This window comes from Thermosynechococcus sp. HN-54 (assembly GCF_023650955.1).
In the GTDB taxonomy this organism is placed as follows: domain Bacteria; phylum Cyanobacteriota; class Cyanobacteriia; order Thermosynechococcales; family Thermosynechococcaceae; genus Thermosynechococcus.
Map to the genome: position 1 here is coordinate 597,723 of NZ_CP098039.1, position 15,218 is coordinate 612,940.

The 15,218-nt window shown below is 52.0% G+C and carries 18 protein-coding genes and 1 tRNA gene; 9 read left to right on the forward strand and 10 right to left on the reverse strand.

What is annotated here, in order from left to right; all coding sequences use genetic code 11:
• Positions 1-16: 16 nt before the first annotated feature.
• The 4 genes from urtA to NBE99_RS02910 all read right to left on the reverse strand — a co-directional run bounded on the left by urtA (position 17) and on the right by NBE99_RS02910 (position 3,476).
• The gene (gene urtA / locus NBE99_RS02895) at positions 17-1,330 is read right to left on the reverse strand and encodes an urea ABC transporter substrate-binding protein (protein WP_250683009.1); all 1,314 of its coding nucleotides are present in this window, start codon (positions 1,328-1,330) and stop codon (positions 17-19) included.
• 137 nt (positions 1,331-1,467) lie between these two features.
• Positions 1,468-1,812 (reverse strand): histidine triad nucleotide-binding protein, encoded by a 345-nt coding sequence (locus NBE99_RS02900; RefSeq protein WP_250683010.1) that lies wholly within the window; start codon positions 1,810-1,812, stop codon positions 1,468-1,470.
• A 30-nt stretch (positions 1,813-1,842) separates the two neighbouring features.
• Positions 1,843-3,051: a (E)-4-hydroxy-3-methylbut-2-enyl-diphosphate synthase gene (gene ispG / locus NBE99_RS02905; protein WP_250683011.1), complete on the reverse strand. Its 1,209-nt coding sequence runs from the start codon at positions 3,049-3,051 to the stop codon at positions 1,843-1,845.
• A 122-nt stretch (positions 3,052-3,173) separates the two neighbouring features.
• A complete protein-coding gene (locus NBE99_RS02910) occupies positions 3,174-3,476 on the reverse strand; it encodes a helix-turn-helix domain-containing protein (protein ID WP_250683012.1) in 303 nt (100 codons plus the stop codon).
• Between the two features lie 189 nt (positions 3,477-3,665).
• Between NBE99_RS02910 and NBE99_RS02915 the strand changes: the two genes are divergently transcribed.
• The 5 genes from NBE99_RS02915 to NBE99_RS02935 all read left to right on the forward strand — a co-directional run bounded on the left by NBE99_RS02915 (position 3,666) and on the right by NBE99_RS02935 (position 7,548).
• Complete coding sequence (locus tag NBE99_RS02915; RefSeq protein ID WP_250683013.1) at positions 3,666-3,914, forward strand: helix-turn-helix domain-containing protein; 249 nt, start codon at positions 3,666-3,668, stop codon at positions 3,912-3,914.
• A gap of 149 nt (positions 3,915-4,063) precedes the next feature.
• Positions 4,064-5,056 (forward strand): GGDEF domain-containing protein, encoded by a 993-nt coding sequence (locus tag NBE99_RS02920; protein WP_250683014.1) that lies wholly within the window; start codon positions 4,064-4,066, stop codon positions 5,054-5,056.
• A 72-nt stretch (positions 5,057-5,128) separates the two neighbouring features.
• On the forward strand, positions 5,129-5,326 hold the full coding sequence (locus NBE99_RS02925) for a hypothetical protein (RefSeq protein WP_250683015.1): 198 nt from the start codon (positions 5,129-5,131) through the stop codon (positions 5,324-5,326).
• A 15-nt stretch (positions 5,327-5,341) separates the two neighbouring features.
• Positions 5,342-6,733 (forward strand): argininosuccinate lyase, encoded by a 1,392-nt coding sequence (gene argH, locus NBE99_RS02930; RefSeq protein WP_250683016.1) that lies wholly within the window; start codon positions 5,342-5,344, stop codon positions 6,731-6,733.
• A gap of 98 nt (positions 6,734-6,831) precedes the next feature.
• Positions 6,832-7,548 carry a heme oxygenase (biliverdin-producing) gene (locus NBE99_RS02935; RefSeq protein WP_250683017.1) on the forward strand — a complete coding sequence of 239 codons (717 nt, stop codon included), beginning with the start codon at positions 6,832-6,834 and terminating at the stop codon, positions 7,546-7,548.
• A gap of 2 nt (positions 7,549-7,550) precedes the next feature.
• Here NBE99_RS02935 and NBE99_RS02940 read toward each other — a convergent pair whose 3' ends face one another.
• Positions 7,551-8,873, reverse strand: a complete 1,323-nt coding sequence (locus NBE99_RS02940) for a TldD/PmbA family protein (RefSeq protein ID WP_399371033.1) — start codon at positions 8,871-8,873, stop codon at positions 7,551-7,553.
• A 221-nt stretch (positions 8,874-9,094) separates the two neighbouring features.
• Positions 9,095-9,895 carry a DUF3800 domain-containing protein gene (locus tag NBE99_RS02945; RefSeq protein ID WP_250683019.1) on the reverse strand — a complete coding sequence of 267 codons (801 nt, stop codon included), beginning with the start codon at positions 9,893-9,895 and terminating at the stop codon, positions 9,095-9,097.
• Positions 9,896-10,015: 120 nt separating this feature from the next.
• Between NBE99_RS02945 and NBE99_RS02950 the strand changes: the two genes are divergently transcribed.
• Positions 10,016-10,888, forward strand: coding sequence for an SDR family oxidoreductase (locus NBE99_RS02950; protein WP_250683020.1), 873 nt, complete (start codon positions 10,016-10,018; stop codon positions 10,886-10,888).
• On the opposite strand, the gene NBE99_RS02955 is transcribed toward NBE99_RS02950, so the two are convergent.
• A complete protein-coding gene (locus NBE99_RS02955) occupies positions 10,885-11,751 on the reverse strand; it encodes a peptidoglycan recognition family protein (protein WP_250683021.1) in 867 nt (288 codons plus the stop codon). The genes NBE99_RS02950 and NBE99_RS02955 overlap by 4 nt on opposite strands.
• A gap of 69 nt (positions 11,752-11,820) precedes the next feature.
• Here NBE99_RS02955 and aroF point away from each other — a divergent pair, with 69 nt between their 5' ends.
• Both aroF and NBE99_RS02965 read left to right on the forward strand, forming a co-directional pair.
• Positions 11,821-12,852, forward strand: a complete 1,032-nt coding sequence (aroF, locus tag NBE99_RS02960) for a 3-deoxy-7-phosphoheptulonate synthase (RefSeq protein ID WP_250683022.1) — start codon at positions 11,821-11,823, stop codon at positions 12,850-12,852.
• 20 nt (positions 12,853-12,872) lie between these two features.
• Entirely contained in the window at positions 12,873-13,373 is a 501-nt protein-coding gene (locus tag NBE99_RS02965) for a GNAT family N-acetyltransferase (protein WP_250683023.1), read from the forward strand.
• Here the strand turns inward: NBE99_RS02965 and NBE99_RS02970 are convergent.
• Complete coding sequence (locus NBE99_RS02970) at positions 13,354-13,680, reverse strand: hypothetical protein (protein ID WP_250683024.1); 327 nt, start codon at positions 13,678-13,680, stop codon at positions 13,354-13,356. The genes NBE99_RS02965 and NBE99_RS02970 overlap by 20 nt on opposite strands.
• A 3-nt stretch (positions 13,681-13,683) precedes the next feature.
• Positions 13,684-14,232 carry a thioredoxin family protein gene (locus tag NBE99_RS02975; protein ID WP_250683025.1) on the reverse strand — a complete coding sequence of 183 codons (549 nt, stop codon included), beginning with the start codon at positions 14,230-14,232 and terminating at the stop codon, positions 13,684-13,686.
• A gap of 203 nt (positions 14,233-14,435) precedes the next feature.
• On the opposite strand from NBE99_RS02975, the gene NBE99_RS02980 reads away from it, so the two are divergent.
• Positions 14,436-14,508: transfer RNA gene (locus NBE99_RS02980), tRNA-Val, on the forward strand.
• An 11-nt stretch (positions 14,509-14,519) separates the two neighbouring features.
• Here NBE99_RS02980 and NBE99_RS02985 read toward each other — a convergent pair.
• Complete coding sequence (locus NBE99_RS02985) at positions 14,520-15,218, reverse strand: OB-fold-containig protein (protein WP_250683026.1); 699 nt, start codon at positions 15,216-15,218, stop codon at positions 14,520-14,522.

The following is a 15,218-nucleotide window of genomic DNA, read 5'->3' on the forward strand; positions in this document are numbered from 1 at the left end:
TGCGGAAATGAGGAAATCAAGCCCCCGCAGCCTTAAATTTGCCGGGGTTATCCACATCGGTGCGCGTCCAGTCACAGGCAAATCCCTTCGTTTCCGCCACAAACTGGTTCCAGGGCAGCGGATCTACGGGTTGAGGTGTGGAATAGACAATCTTAAAGAGACCATCTTCCCCTACTTCACCGATGCGCACGGTTTTGGAAATGTGGTGGTTCGGGAACATTTTCACTGGCCCTTCAGGCGCACTAAAGGTCTGGCCAATCGCTGCTTGGCGCACTTTTTCTAAATCGTCGGCTGTCCCTGCCTGCTCCACCGCTTGCTTCCACAGGTGAACAGCAATATAGGCGGCCTCCATTGGGTCATTGGTGACGCGGTTTTGGCCAAACTTGGCTTTGAAGGCCTCCACAAAGGATTTATTTTCGGGAGTTTCCACCGTCATGAAGTAGTTCCAAGCGGCATAGTGCCCCTTTAGATATTCGACACCGATGGCTTGAACCTCTTCCTCAGCAATACTGACGGACATGGTTGGGTATTTGTCGGGCGTTAGGCCAGCCCCTTGCAGTTGTTTGAAGAAGGCCACGTTGCTATCGCCATTGAGGGTGTTGAAAATCACACCACCATCGGGCAAGGCATTGCGGATTTTTGTGATGATAGGGGTAACTTCCGTGTTGCCCAAGGGGAGATAGTCTTCCCCGACGGTTTCACCGCCTTTGGCTGCCAGTTGTGCCTTGATAATGGTGTTGGCCGTGCGGGGAAAGACATAGTCGGAACCCACAAGAAAGAATTTTTTCCCCTTGTTTTGCAACAGCCAATCCACCGCTGGCTCAATTTGCTGGTTGGGAGCCGCGCCAGTGTAGAAGATATTTTTTGAGCACTCTTGGCCTTCGTACTGCACGGGATACCACAGCATGTGGTTTTTAGCTTCAAAAACCGGCAATACAGCTTTGCGAGAAGCAGAGGTCCAACAGCCAAACACCGCCACTACCTTATCTTGATCAATGAGCTTTGTGGCTTTTTCGGCAAAGGTTGGCCAGTCGGATGCCCCGTCCTCTAGAATCGCTTCAATCTGCTTACCAAGAACCCCCCCCGCTTGGTTGATTTGCTCAATGGCCAGTTGGGTAGCATCCACCACGCTCTTTTCACTAATGGCCATCGTGCCACTCAGGGAGTGGAGAATCCCCACTTTGATCGGATTGCCACTGGGAGCTGGGGTTTGTCCACCGCCGCCCGTTTGTGTGGCTGGGGCGCAGCCTTTGATGAGTAGGCTCGTTCCCAATGCAGCTGAGCCATAGACCAAAAACTTCCGTCGTCCGAGTCCGAATTGTTGAGCCATGGGGTTTTGCTGTCTCGTATAAGCAAGAATCTCCCATAGGTTAAGGGGACGTTATTGGTGCAAACTGTATCCTAGGCTACTAAGTTTGGGCGATCGCTCCCTAAGAAGAATTACGCTAAGTAAACAACGGTATCTCCTTAACCCGGTGGCCACTGCATGGCTCGCCCGCCCAAGAGGTGTAGGTGCAGATGATAGATGGTTTGACCGCCATCGGGGCCATTGTTAATGACAATCCGATAGCCATTCGTTAAGCCCTCTGCCTCAGCAATGCGTTTCGCCGTCAGCAGCAGGTGCCCCAGCACACGGTGATCTGCCGGTTCTGCCAAGCTGAGTTGGGGAATCGGCTTTTTGGGGATCACCAGAATATGCACAGGGGCTTGGGGGTTGATGTCACGAAAGGCCAGACACAGCTCATCCTCGTGGACAATATCCGCTGGAATCTCGCGGCGAATGATGCGGCTAAAAATCGTCTCCGTGCTCATGGTGTCACTCCTCATCAATTGCCTCATGGTTTAGGGATCGACCCAGCGGCCGTCCGCCTTGATTAATTCCACAAGGGCAGCCACTCCTTCGGCTTCAGGGACTTTCTTGACTTCCTCACGACCGCGATAGAGGGAGATGTAGCCAGGTTGTTTGCCCACATAGCCATAGTCGGCGTCGGCCATTTCCCCCGGACCATTGACAATGCAGCCCATGACGGCAATGTTGAGACCCGTCAGGTGTTTGGTTGCTTCGCGGACTTTGTGCAGCACTTCCTCAAGATTAAAGAGGGTACGGCCACAGGAGGGACAGGCCACATACTCCACCATGGTTCGCCGTAGTCCCAAGGCCTGCAAAATGCCGTAGCAAACCGGGATTTCTTTTTCGGGGGCTTCAGTGAGGGAGACACGAATCGTATCGCCAATGCCCTCGGCGAGGAGGGTGGCAATGCCCGCGGTGGATTTGATACGGCCATACTCGCCATCGCCGGCTTCGGTAACTCCCAAGTGGAGAGGATAATCCATGCCCAGTTCATCCATGCGCTTGACCATGAGGCGGTTGGCGGCAATCATCACGGGTACCCGTGAGGCCTTGAGGGAAATTTCAAGGTTATAGAAGTTCAAAGACTCGCAGATACGGATAAATTCTAGGGCGGACTCCACCATGCCCTCAGGGGTGTCGCCATAGGTAAAGAGCATTCGCTCCGAAAGGGAACCATGATTCACGCCAATGCGCATGGATTTGCCTTGATCCCGCAGGGAGATCACCAGCGGTTCAAGAGTTTCGCGAATTTTGGCACCAATTTCTTCAAACTCGGCTTGGGTATATTCGGTGCGATCAGGTTTGGGCTTCTCAAAGACGTATAGACCCGGATTGATGCGCACATTGTCCACATACTTGGCGACTTCGAGGGCAATTTTCATGCCGTTGTGGTGAACATCGGCGACAAGGGGCACAGGTTTGTAGGTTTTGTAAAGGCGATTGCGAATTTCTTCCATGGCTTTGGCATGGGCAAGGCTGGGCACCGTGACCCGCACAATTTCACAGCCAATTTCATGGAGACGACGAATGGCGGCCACTGAGCCTTCTATATCTAGGGTGTCTTCATTGATCATTGATTGCACGGCCACCGGATGACCGCCACCAATGATGACAGAGCCGATAGGTACAGGACGGGTTTTGCGACGGACAATGGTGGTTTCTGTTGGCAGAGATTGAACTGGAGTCGGCAGGGTTTGCATAGGATTGGGTTCGCCAGTATCGCGCAAGTTCTCCCTTTCAGAATGCCATAGAAGCGGCAAGCTGGGGCAGGCGATCGCCCCTGTGAACATTTGCTATCCCTCTCTGGGAACTTAAGAAGCTCTTAGTCCGTCCTGTCAGCAGTTTTCTTTAACCACTGGAGGGCTGTTTCCAGTACCCGACCTGCGGTGGTAGCTGGTAAGTGGCGCACTTTAGCAACAATTTCATTGACCAGTTGCTCTTCGGCATGAATTGTGACATCGGTTTGATTGAGGTAGGCAATAAAGCTCTCCAAATCATCAAACCCAAAAACACGACATAACTTTAATAGGTTTTCGGTATTCGGAAATAAGACCATCTTTTCCCATTTCTGCAAGCAGGTGTAGGAGATCCCTAGCTCAGCAGCAAAGGCACGTTGACTGCGCATCCCCCGCTTTTGACGTAGCAGTTTGGAGAGTTGTTTTCGAGAGAGTGAACTCACCATGCGGAACCTAGATACGCCCTTAGAAAGGGCAGCATGTCTTTGAATAACTTTACATGTCAACCTTGCCAATGAACACCCCCCGCTACTCTGTCAAAAGTTGTCGCTTGACAACATGGGTTCTCGCAACTAGCATTGAGTTGTTGGGCGCAGATTGATGACACCGCTATGCATCCTGAGGACATTAAGGCAGAACTGCGGAAACGGGATTGGAATGGCGCAAAAATCGGCCAAAAGCTAGGGGTTTCTCGCCACTGTGTATCGGCAGTTATTCGTGGCCGTTCCCGCTCAGCAATGATTGAGAAGGAAATAGCAACGATTCTTGAAAAGCCCCTTTACGTTGTTTTCCCCGATTACTATAGTTGTCAGTCGCCCTCGGATTAATTTTTATTTTTATCTCTAACTATCTATCTTTAGTGTAGCCTAACAATTAGAAAGTTTTATCTTGGTAAATAATCTTTAATCTTTCAGTGTGTTCCTGAAATATTTCTTATTAGTACAACCATTCCTTTGATTAGGCTTGAACAAAACAAATGAAGGGCACACTTACTGAGTATATTCGCCTTTTTCCAGAGCCGATCGCGATCGTGAACAGTAACGGTGAAATTCTGGCAATCAACGATGGTGCCTCGCTCTTTTGGCAACAGGATGCCCAAGAATTGATAGGTCAATCCCTCGCAGTGCTGCTCCAACAATCGCAGGATCAGGTACAGGCATGGTTAAAGCTGTGCCAAGGCAATGCCCAGATGTTGGCTGCTCATTTTCCGATTCCTCAGCCTGAAACCAATCATTGGGTCATTGAAGGCATTGGTATCAATCTGGATGGCGAACCTGCAATTTTGACACGGATTGTGCCTAGCTTTTGCCACAATCAGCAGTTACTCGCTGCCCAGTTACAGCAACTACAGGCAGAACTGGCTCGGCAAGTCGCCCTTGTGACGGAATTGCAACAGCGCCAGCAGACCCTAGAGCAGGAAAGACAGCAGCTACAAATCCTTGCCCAACGGGATCCGCTAACGGCTTTAGGGAATCGTCGTTTTTTTGACAAAGCCTTGAGTCGTCTTTGGCAGGAGGCGCAAGTTCAAGGCCACCCCTTGACGCTGGCGTTAATTGATATTGATGACTTTAAGGCCTATAACGACTGCTATGGTCACTTGGCGGGCGATCGCGTGCTGCAACAGGTAGCTCACACCCTAAAGGCACATGTGCGCTCTAACGATGCTATTGCCCGCTATGGGGGTGAGGAGTTTACCTTGGTGCTGGCCTGCCTTTCTGCTGAAACAGCGCTGCAAATTCTCAATCGGATGCGCAACCATGTGCGGGAGCTAAAAATCCTTCAATCAAAGGCAGCATGTCATCCCTACATCACCGTGAGTGGAGGGCTATGTTTTGTGCCTGCTAGGAATAGGGCAACGCTAACAGAGATTTTTGCTATTGCTGATGTGGCGCTTTATCAGGCGAAGCAAGCGGGGCGCGATCGCTGTGTTCTGCTGACGTGGTCACCCAATGCACCTTCCAATCCTTAGTGTTGTGATAGCGGTTGGCGATCGCCCCCACCTCCGCTAGGATAAACTTGAGTTGCGTTTCCGCTAATGGCTATGAATACTGCACCCAATTACTTTATTGCCAGTCAAATCACGATTGAGCCGCAGATTATCGTGGCGCAGAAATTCAAAGACACCTTGGGGGAAGACGTTTCTAAAGCGTGGGCAAACTTTGTCGATTCTGGCCAACTGTGGGCACTGATTATTGGCCTCGCCATTGGCTGGATCTTTGGCAAGCTCCTGAATTTTTAGCCCTGAGATTTGCCTGTGAGTGCCCAACCCCAACCTTGGAGCCAGCGCTTTGAACAAGCCCTCCATCCGGCGATCGCCCGCTTCAATGCCAGTATTGGCTTTGACATTCGCCTCATTGAGTACGATCTCACCGGCTCCCAAGCCCATGCGCGCATGCTGGCAAAAACAGGGATTATTTCCCCTGAGGAAGCAGAAACGCTGATCCAAGGCCTTGAGCAAATTCGCCAAGAATATCGCGCTGGCCAGTTTACGCCTGGTATCGAAGCGGAGGACGTGCATTTTGCTGTCGAACGCCGCCTCACGGAATTGGTAGGGGATGTGGGCAAAAAACTGCACACGGCGCGATCGCGCAACGATCAGGTGGGCACCGATATTCGCCTCTATTTGCGCTCAGAAATTGACCACATTCTTCAGCAACTGCGACAGTGGCAGCGTACTCTTTTGGACTTAGCAGAATCCCATGGGGAAACGCTCATCCCCGGTTACACCCACCTGCAACGGGCACAACCTCTGAGCTTAGCTCACCATCTGCTGGCCTATGTGGAAATGGCAGCGCGGGACATCGAGCGACTGCAACAAATTCGTGAGCGGGTGAATGTCTCTCCCTTGGGGGCGGGAGCACTGGCGGGCACTACCTTTCCCATCGATCGCCACTACACCGCAGAATTGTTGGGCTTTCGCGAACCCTATCGCAATAGCCTCGATGCCGTCAGCGATCGCGATTTTGCCATTGAATTTCTCTGCGCGGCTAGCTTGATCATGGTGCACCTGTCGCGCCTCTCGGAGGAGATTATTCTGTGGGCTTCCGAGGAGTTTGCCTTTGTCAAGCTCAGCGATACCTGTGCCACTGGCTCTAGCATCATGCCCCAAAAGAAAAATCCCGATGTGCCGGAGTTAGTGCGGGGAAAAACGGGGCGAGTGTTTGGCCATTTGCAAGCGCTCTTGGTGATCATGAAGGGGCTGCCCTTGGCTTACAACAAAGACTTGCAAGAGGATAAAGAGGCTCTTTTCGATGCCGTGGATACTGTCCGTGCCTGCCTAGAGGCGATGACGATCCTGATGGCGGAGGGCGTCGTGTTTCAACCGCACCGCTTGGCGGCGGCTGTCGAGAGTGATTTTGCCAATGCGACGGATGTGGCGGATTACTTGGCCAGCAAGGGGGTGCCCTTTCGTGAGGCCTACAACCTCGTGGGTCAGGTGGTGAAAAACTGCCTTGCTCAAGGAAAGTTCCTCAAAGACCTCACCCTCGAGGAATGGCAAGCCCTACACCCCGCCTTTGCAGCGGATATTTACGAACGGATCGCACCGCGACAGGTGGTGGCTGCCCGCAATAGCTATGGCGGGACGGGGTTTGATCAGGTGCGCCAAGCCCTTGCTGCGGCTCGCGATCGCCTTAATGATTTTTAATGAAAAACGGTGTCATTTACCCTTAGCCTGAGAAATAGACTGTTCTTACGGTCGCTTTTAGAAACAAAACGTTGCAAACTTTTAAGAAGGATCTCGTGATGACGACGTCTCTAGCGACGAAATTGCGCGAAGGCACGAAAAAAGCCCATACCATGGCTGAAAATGTTGGCTTTGTCCGCTGCTTCCTCAAAGGCACCGTGGAAAAAAGCTCTTACCGCAAGCTCGTTGCCAGCCTCTATCACATTTACAGTGCCATGGAACAGGAGATGGAGCGGCTCAAAGACCATCCCATTGTTGGCAAAATTTACTTTCCAGAACTGAACCGCAAAAACAGCCTTGAGCGAGATCTCACTTATTACTTTGGTGCCAACTGGCGCGACGAAATTACTCCCTCCCCCGCCACGCAGGCCTATGTAGCCCGCATTCATGAAGTGGCCAATACTGCCCCAGAACTGTTGGTGGCTCACTCCTACACCCGCTACCTTGGAGATCTTTCCGGCGGACAAATTCTCAAGGGGATTGCCGAGCGTGCCATGAACCTGCAAGATGGCGAGGGTACCGCTTTTTATCGCTTTGAATCCATTAGTGACGAAAAAGCCTTTAAGCAACTCTATCGCCAACGCCTCGATGAACTGGCGGTAGATGAAGCAACAGCGCAGCGGATTGTGGATGAGGCCAATGCCGCCTTTGGTATGAACATGAAGATCTTCCAAGAACTGGAGGGTAATCTTATCAAAGCGATTGGTCAGTTGCTCTTTAATACCCTCACTCGTCGCAAACAGCGCGGCAGCACCGAATTGGCCACTGCTGAGTAGCGCTAGAGCGTAAAGTTAAAGGCCTTGACCAGCATCCCCGGCACAGAAATGCCCCCAAGGGAGCGGCGTTCATAGGTGGCGGTGTTGGCAATCCAAACGGGGGTGTCCGTCAGGGCTTCGAGGTTGTCTCCCCAAAATTCATAGAGACTGTCATCAAAGCGTAAGTCTGTAATGGGGGCAACGATTTTGCCCTGCTCTACCCAAAAGCAGGCGTAGCGGGTCATGCCGGTCATGCGTCCATTGGGGCGATCGCTCCAGTTGAGGTAGTGTAAATTGCCCACATAGAGGCCGGTCTCTAGGGCAGCAAGCACATCTTGCTCTGGCAGAGTACCCGGCAGTACAAGGGGCGATCGTAGGGTTTCTTGGCGGTTGGCACCATTGGCCACAAGATTGTATTCCTGAGCGGTGCGCCGACTAATCAGCAACGTTTGCAATTGCCCGCGCTCAATCAAAGACAAGCGAGGGGGCGCAATATCACCATCGGCATTAAAGCGGGGGACTGTCCCCGTCGTAAAGTCCTCTTGCAAGCTGAAAAGGGGGGATAGGGTGACCCCTTCCCGTAACTTGGCAAGGGCACTGCCACCTTGGCGATAGGCGGATTCACTCACTGCTCCCCAGGAGAGCATGCCCACCAGTTCAGCCACGGCTGCTGGGGAAAAGTAGGTGCGATAGCGTCCCGGTGCTAACTGACGAGGAGGCTGTTCCAACTGTGCTAACTGCTGGCGATCGCCCTCAATTTGAGCTTGATAGGTGGCGTTGTCCCAATGGGTACTGGCGTAGCTATTTTTCACCGCCTTGCCCGCCGCTGTAAAGAGAGAATAATCCAAGCAAAATGTCTCCGTAGCAAACCAGTGCGCCTGTCCAGCAGAGTTAAAGCTGCCGCGAGCGATCGTCCCTTCACTGTAAATGCCGACAAAATCAAGGTCTTGAACGGGTGTCAGAATCGTCTCTACCACTGAGTCAGGGTCAGGTAGGCGGCCAAGGTAGGTGTCTTGAATGGAACCCGTATCCGTTGGTGGCACAAGGTAGGGATCCACTGGCAATTGCACCGTTTCTGAGCGCAATGCAGCCAAATGCTCTAGGGCAGCCGCTAGATCCGCCGTCCCCGTGTAGGGAAAAGAGGTACTTGCCGTCCGCTGCTGGGATTGCAATCGCAGGGTCACCACCGTATCTTCTACGGTGCCAATTTGCCGAACCCGTGCCCGATTGAAGCGAATAAACTGGCTAGATTCACTGGCAATTTCAACGAAGAGCGCCTCCGTGGGCTTCAAAGCAGCAAACAGATCATGGCTCAGGTGCTGAGCAGCAAAAAAGTCAAGGGTCATGCGGCGCAGAGGTCTTGTGAAGATTTGCAAAGGTATTCCTTAGAGTAACGTATTCTTTCTCTATCCTCTATGGTTGTCCATCAGATTTCCTCAACAAAGCAGGGAAAATACTTGACTACTTCGATCCTAGTGGTTAGAGTGTCATTAGAGCACTGCTCAGGGGTAGTCGTATGATTGCCGCACAGAACCGCACCGAATGTAGGATTGCGGTTTTGTTGTTTTTAATGCAGATTATCAAAACAGTAGTACTTTATCCCCATCTCATGGAGACTATCGTCTCTTAAATGTGTATCGACAAGCTTGTTGTGGCGAAGTAGAGCCTGAAATGCCTGATTTTCAGGTTGTTCTTTGGATTTTGCGACTGGATGCAGACATGAATCAGCAATTTGGATTATGGGATGGCTCTTAGATTTACCCTCTATACCTGCAAGTACTTGCTCCATTTTGATAGGTGTCAGGGGTGAATATTTGCTTGAAGTTTCAGCATTGAAAGGTGCTCCTGAATCTCTTAAACTCTTAAAGTAGTGAGTAATCAGACGATCTTCTTTTTTACCTGCTTTCTCAAAATAAATCATGACTTTTCCATTTTGGAGCAATACATACTTAGCGACTCTTTCTATCAAGATTGAGAAAGCGCTCTTCATCATTTCCCATGTATTGCTACCATAACGTTCTAGATATCGATCTAGATAGCCCTTTCGAGAAATAACACATCCATGAACAATAATAGGGCACTGAATAATCACATCTGACAAATCACTCAAAAACCTCTCTTGCTCATCTTTTGAGCTTCGACCTAGCCAAGCAAAGTTCCTCTTTCGACTGCGAATTTCATTGCCGTGCAAAGCTATTTTTTCATCAATGCCCCAGCGTTTCTTAAAGTCCGAGAGCATTTGGAATATAGTCTTTTCATCATCATGATTGATTAGTACTCCGCCAACAGCAAAGTAACTAGCTCCATCTTTAGGATCTGGCTTAGGGCTGCCACTTTCATCCATGTAGAAAGCAAACAGTTGACTCACAAAAACTCAACCAAAGCAAAGCAATGAAACTAAAATTATCATAATAGTAATTCAAAACTCTTGCATTGTGACTCCCCCTAGGGCACGCTGAGACAAGAATCCCTTAGATAGTGACACTTCATGTATCTGGTCACGGGTGCCACAGGACAATTGGGTTTGCGGGTGGTGCGCCGCTGTATCACCTTGGGGCTGCCGGTACGAGCTTTTGTGCGCCTAACGAGCCAATACGATCTCCTCAAGGAATGGGGAGCGGAGATTTTCATTGGTGATCTACAACAGCCCCGCGATATTCAGGCTGCCATGGAGGGGGTGGCGGCAGTGATTTGCTGCCATGGTAGTCAGTTACTCAGCCGTGCCATTCAGGCGATTGATTACCGTGCCACGTTGGATGTGATTCAGGCGGCTCAGGAACAGGGGGTGCGCCATATCACACTGATTTCTCCGCTAGCGGTGACGGGCGATCGCCAGCAGTCTCCCTTTCTCAAAGCCAAGTATGAAGTCGAGCAGGTGCTCATTAGCAGTGGCCTCAACTACGCGATTTTTCGCTGTCCTACACTCATGTCCAGTTTGCTTCCCCTTGCCGAGCGCTTTCAACAAACCGGTGTCTATTTCATCCTTGGGGATCCCCAGCATCGGTTACAACTCCTCAGTCCAGAAGATTTAGCTCGCTGTATTCTCAGCGCTAGCCAAGCCAACCAAATTGGCATTTTCAGCATGGCGCATCCAGAGGTGTTCACTCGCCAAGAGATTGCCGATCGCTTGGGTCGCTTTTTTAATAAACGTCCCTTTGTCATGACCGTTCCCCTAGCCGTGATTGACGGCGCTCGTCAGTTTTTGGGAGTGATGAATCGGGATCTCGAGGCCAGCCTAGGGACGCTGCGAACCCTATTGGCCTATGAAAGTCTCTGCCCTGCGGGTGAAATTGAGCGCGCCCAAACCTACTTTCAACTCTCCTTTGAGTCCCTCGAGACGTTTTTGGATCGCTATTTCTAGCGGGGACCATCCCCACAGGGGCGATCGCGATAGAGCTGCCAATAGCGATTAAATTTAGCCACATCGAAGCTGCGCGGATCCATGCGCTCGCCAGAGCGATCCACAGCCGCATGGGTCGTAACCCGTTGGAGATCAATGCCGGTTTGCGCCACCAGCCATGCTAAGGTACGGTACTGAGCCTCGGTATAGCCAGCATGTGTGGAACCATTGTGGCGACCTTCAGGAGGGGTTTCTAGGGAAAAGTGGAGGGCAAAATTGTTCACCGAAGGGGCAAGGCGGGGGTTGGTCTGCACGGTTTCATCGCTAAAAACCGAGTTGCCGGCACCATAGGCACGCTTAGACCAAGGTACTAGGTGCAGCAGCCAACCCTTGAGGGTAATCAATTCATGGTAGCTAGCCTGATCTTCATCACGGGGATGCGGTGTTTGGAAAAAATCGAGCGTAGATTGGGCAGAGGCCACAGTTTCATGCAAAACAATTAGCGGTGCATTGTCCACCACTTGACCCCGGACATCCGTACGGTAGCGATCGCCAAAATTGGTGCGGTCGATGGGGACACCGTACCAAGGGGGAGTAAATAAACACTGTTGATGAACTTGGCGGACTTGGGCAAAGAGGCGTTCGTAGGCGGCGCCGTCACTGCGTTGTAGAGGTATGAGGGTATTCTCTGGCAGCGGGGGTAAGGGCGATACGTCCGTTGGCGGATCAAATTGTGGATCATCAATGGACATCGCTTGACTCAAATCAAGGGGGCGATCGCCACTAGGGATAGAGCCAATCATCACATTCCAGAGGGACAGCACAACCACGCTAGCGATCGCCAGCGAAATCACCAACCGCAGGCCTCGACAACGACGCAGCATAGGCAGAACGGAACCAATTTGGCACAATACAATCAAACCCTAAGCCGAAAATTTGGGATCAGCAAGCGGATGATTATCGTTCTAAAAAGTGGCACCCCCAGTGAAGAGATTGAACGGGTCAGCAGTGAGATGCGCACTTGGGGATTGACCCCCGAAAAAATTGTGGGCAAGCACAAAGTCGTTATTGGCCTTGTCGGAGACACTGCGGAACTCGATCCCCTGCGGATTCAAGAAATTAGCCCTTGGATTGAGCACGTTCTGCGGGTTGAGCAGCCCTTCAAGCGAGCGAGCCGCGAGTATCGCCACGGTGAACCCAGTGAAGTGGTGGTTCCAACACCCAACGGGGAGGTCATTTTCGGTGAAGGCCATGATGTCGTGGTTGTGGCCGGGCCTTGCTCTGTTGAAAATGAAGCGATGATCCTTGAAACGGCGCAGCGGGTGAAAGCGGCAGGTGCCAAGTTTCTGCGCGGTGGAGCCTACAAGCCCCGTACCTCCCCCTATGCCTTCCAAGGCCATGGCGAAAGTGCCCTTGATCTGTTGGCAGCAGCAAAAGAAAAAACGGGCTTGGGTATCATTACCGAAGTCATGGACGCAGCAGATCTAGACAAAATTGCCGAAGTGGCCGATGTGCTGCAAATTGGTGCCCGTAACATGCAAAACTTTTCGCTTCTCAAGCGTGTGGGTGCCCAACGCAAACCCGTGCTCCTGAAACGGGGGATGTCTGCCACCATCGAGGAATGGCTGATGGCTGCGGAGTACATTTTGGCGGCAGGAAACCCCAATGTGATTCTTTGTGAACGGGGCATTCGCACCTTTGACCGCGAATATACCCGTAACACCCTCGACTTGGCAGCAATTCCGGTACTGCGCAAGCTCACCCATCTGCCGATTATGATTGACCCCAGTCATGGCACCGGCTGGGCAGAATTTGTACCTGCCATGGCCAAAGCCGCTGTAGCCGCAGGCGCCGATGCCCTCATGATTGAGGTACACCCCAATCCAGCCAAGGCGCTCTCCGATGGTGCCCAATCCCTCACCCCCGATCAGTTTGACGAGTTGATGCAAGCACTCCAACGTCCACTTGTCAGTCTGAGCCGCTAGGAAAGACAGGAAAACAGCCCATGACCGATATGCTGGTCAAGCTCTACGATCTCGCAGTAGACTGGCCCGCCGTGATGGCGCATCAACAGCAGGGGATTCACTACCGGCAGCCTTTGGGGTCAGAAGTGGCTTGGATTATCCAGTGGGTGGGCGATCGCTTTAGTGCCGGTTGGCGCAGTGAAGTGGCTCTTGCCTTGAGTCAGCGCCCGCCACGGGGACTGATTGCGGTTCAAAACGGCGAACTTCTCGGCTTTGCCTGCTATGATGCAGCCGCCTTGGGACTCTTTGGGCCAATGGCTGTGGCAGAACCCCATCGAGGGCGGGGGGTTGGTCGCCTGCTGTTGCAGTTAACCTTGGCTCAGATGCGAGCGGCCGGCTATGCCTATGCCGTGATTGGCTGGGTTTCCTCAGAGGCTTTTTATGCGAAAACCGTTGGTGCGATGCCAATTCCCAATTCGCGACCCGGACTCTGGCAAACGGCCTTGAACCTTGGCCAGTGCTCTAACCCGTCAGAGTCTTAACGAGGATACCTAGAACAAACCCCAAACCGGCAAAGCGCACAAACTGCCAAAAGTTTTCTTCAGCCAGAATTTCCTGCCAGTGTTCCCGCGCTGCCTCGCCTAAATGAAATAGGAGCGTGAGGCCAAACTCTACCTCTAGTTGCCGCAGTTCTTGGACGAGGCGATCGCGCTCTTGATCTAGGGCTGCCTGATTACGTCCTTTCAACCGTGCTTGGGTGGCTTTGATCTGCTCGTACTCACGGTAAAGCTGTGTCAGCCGCGCCTGGGTCTCTTCATACAGTTGGCGCACCTCATCTTGGGGTTCCACAGCTTAGCCCCCATGACTGCGGGGATCATCACTGCGTTGACGGGCAAGGGGATTGGCCAATTGTGACACTTCACCCGTTGATTGACCATAGGGGAGCGGGAGATCACGACTAAGGGCTTCTAAGTTTTTAGCCATCACTTCCTTGGGTTGGAGGCCGATCGCCACTGCTTGGGGTTCCAATTGCCGATTCAGAAAGACAAAGTGGGGAATGCCATCCACATTAAATTGCTCAATTTCCGGTAGCCACTTGGTGTTGTCCACATTCAGCATGACGAAGTTCAGGCGATCGCGATATTGCGCCTTTAATTCCCCCAAATCCTTGGCCATCGAACGACAGGTGCTACACCAGTTGGCATAAAACTCCAAAAGTGTCGGCTTGCCATTAACTTGAGCCTCTTCCCAAGGGGTGGCGTGCTGGGCTTGCTCGGCGAGGGTGAGAGGTTGATTGCTACTGCGTAAACCCGCCAATAGGGCAAGACTAATGAGAATGGCGACAACAGCAATCACAAAATTCCGTAACCGTTGACCACTGGCTGCCGTTGCTGCTCCCATAGGGCGTTCCTTGCACGTCTCGACACGTTGATCCTAGCGGATTTTCTTCGCAAGAGATGACTCATGTTGACGTACAGCGCTTTTCACGGGGATTGAACGGGCTTGAAAGGTTCAAACTTCTGTAAGACAGGCTTCTATCCCCTTTGTGTACCGTGATTTTAGAAACGGGCTATACCTTTGCTATGATAGATACTCTGGAACTTGGGCGGTTAACTCAGTTGGTAGAGTATCTCGTTTACACCGAGGCTGTCGGGGGTTCGAGTCCCTCACCGCCCATCAAAAATGCCCTAAGACTCTTCGCTATCTTTAATCTGAGATTGCCGCTGCTGGCGTAACCATGTGGCCTCATCCAAGCTATCTTTAGCCACGACAATGTATTCATTCTCTTGGCGATCGATAATTAAAATTTCCTGACCATGCTGGGGGGTGACCGTTGCCCAAGGGGGCAGCACTGCCGGCAGAATCAGTCGATTGCGATTGGCATCCAAAACACTCACTTGGCCAATACCAGTACCACTGTGGGGAATATGGGCAGAACTGACGTGGCCACTGCACCCCAGCAGGCGATCGCGACTGGTATCTTCACTAAACTGCGCAAAAATTTGCCCCAAAGGCCGCGAGCAAAGGCTGCCAATGGTTAGCGCCAAGAGTAGTGCCGCGATCGCAATCACCCCTGACCACACTCCCCCCGGCCAACTGCCACTCAGTGTGTAAAAGAGAACATTAAAAAACCAGCCCAGCACGCCCAAAAGGCTAAAGTCCAAGGCGAGCAAGAGAATGAGGGGCGCTCTCCCCACCCCCAACCAGTGCAAAATTGTCAGAAATGAGATCCCCTCCTCTAGTTCGACTTCCACTTCCAAGGGATCGGCATCTCCCTCTAGCTCGACCTCTTCATCGCCCACATCACCAAAGATCACCGTCAAAAAGAGCAAGACCCCCATGCCCAAGACAATCCAGTAGGGAGTGTGAATCAAGTGAAACAGCAT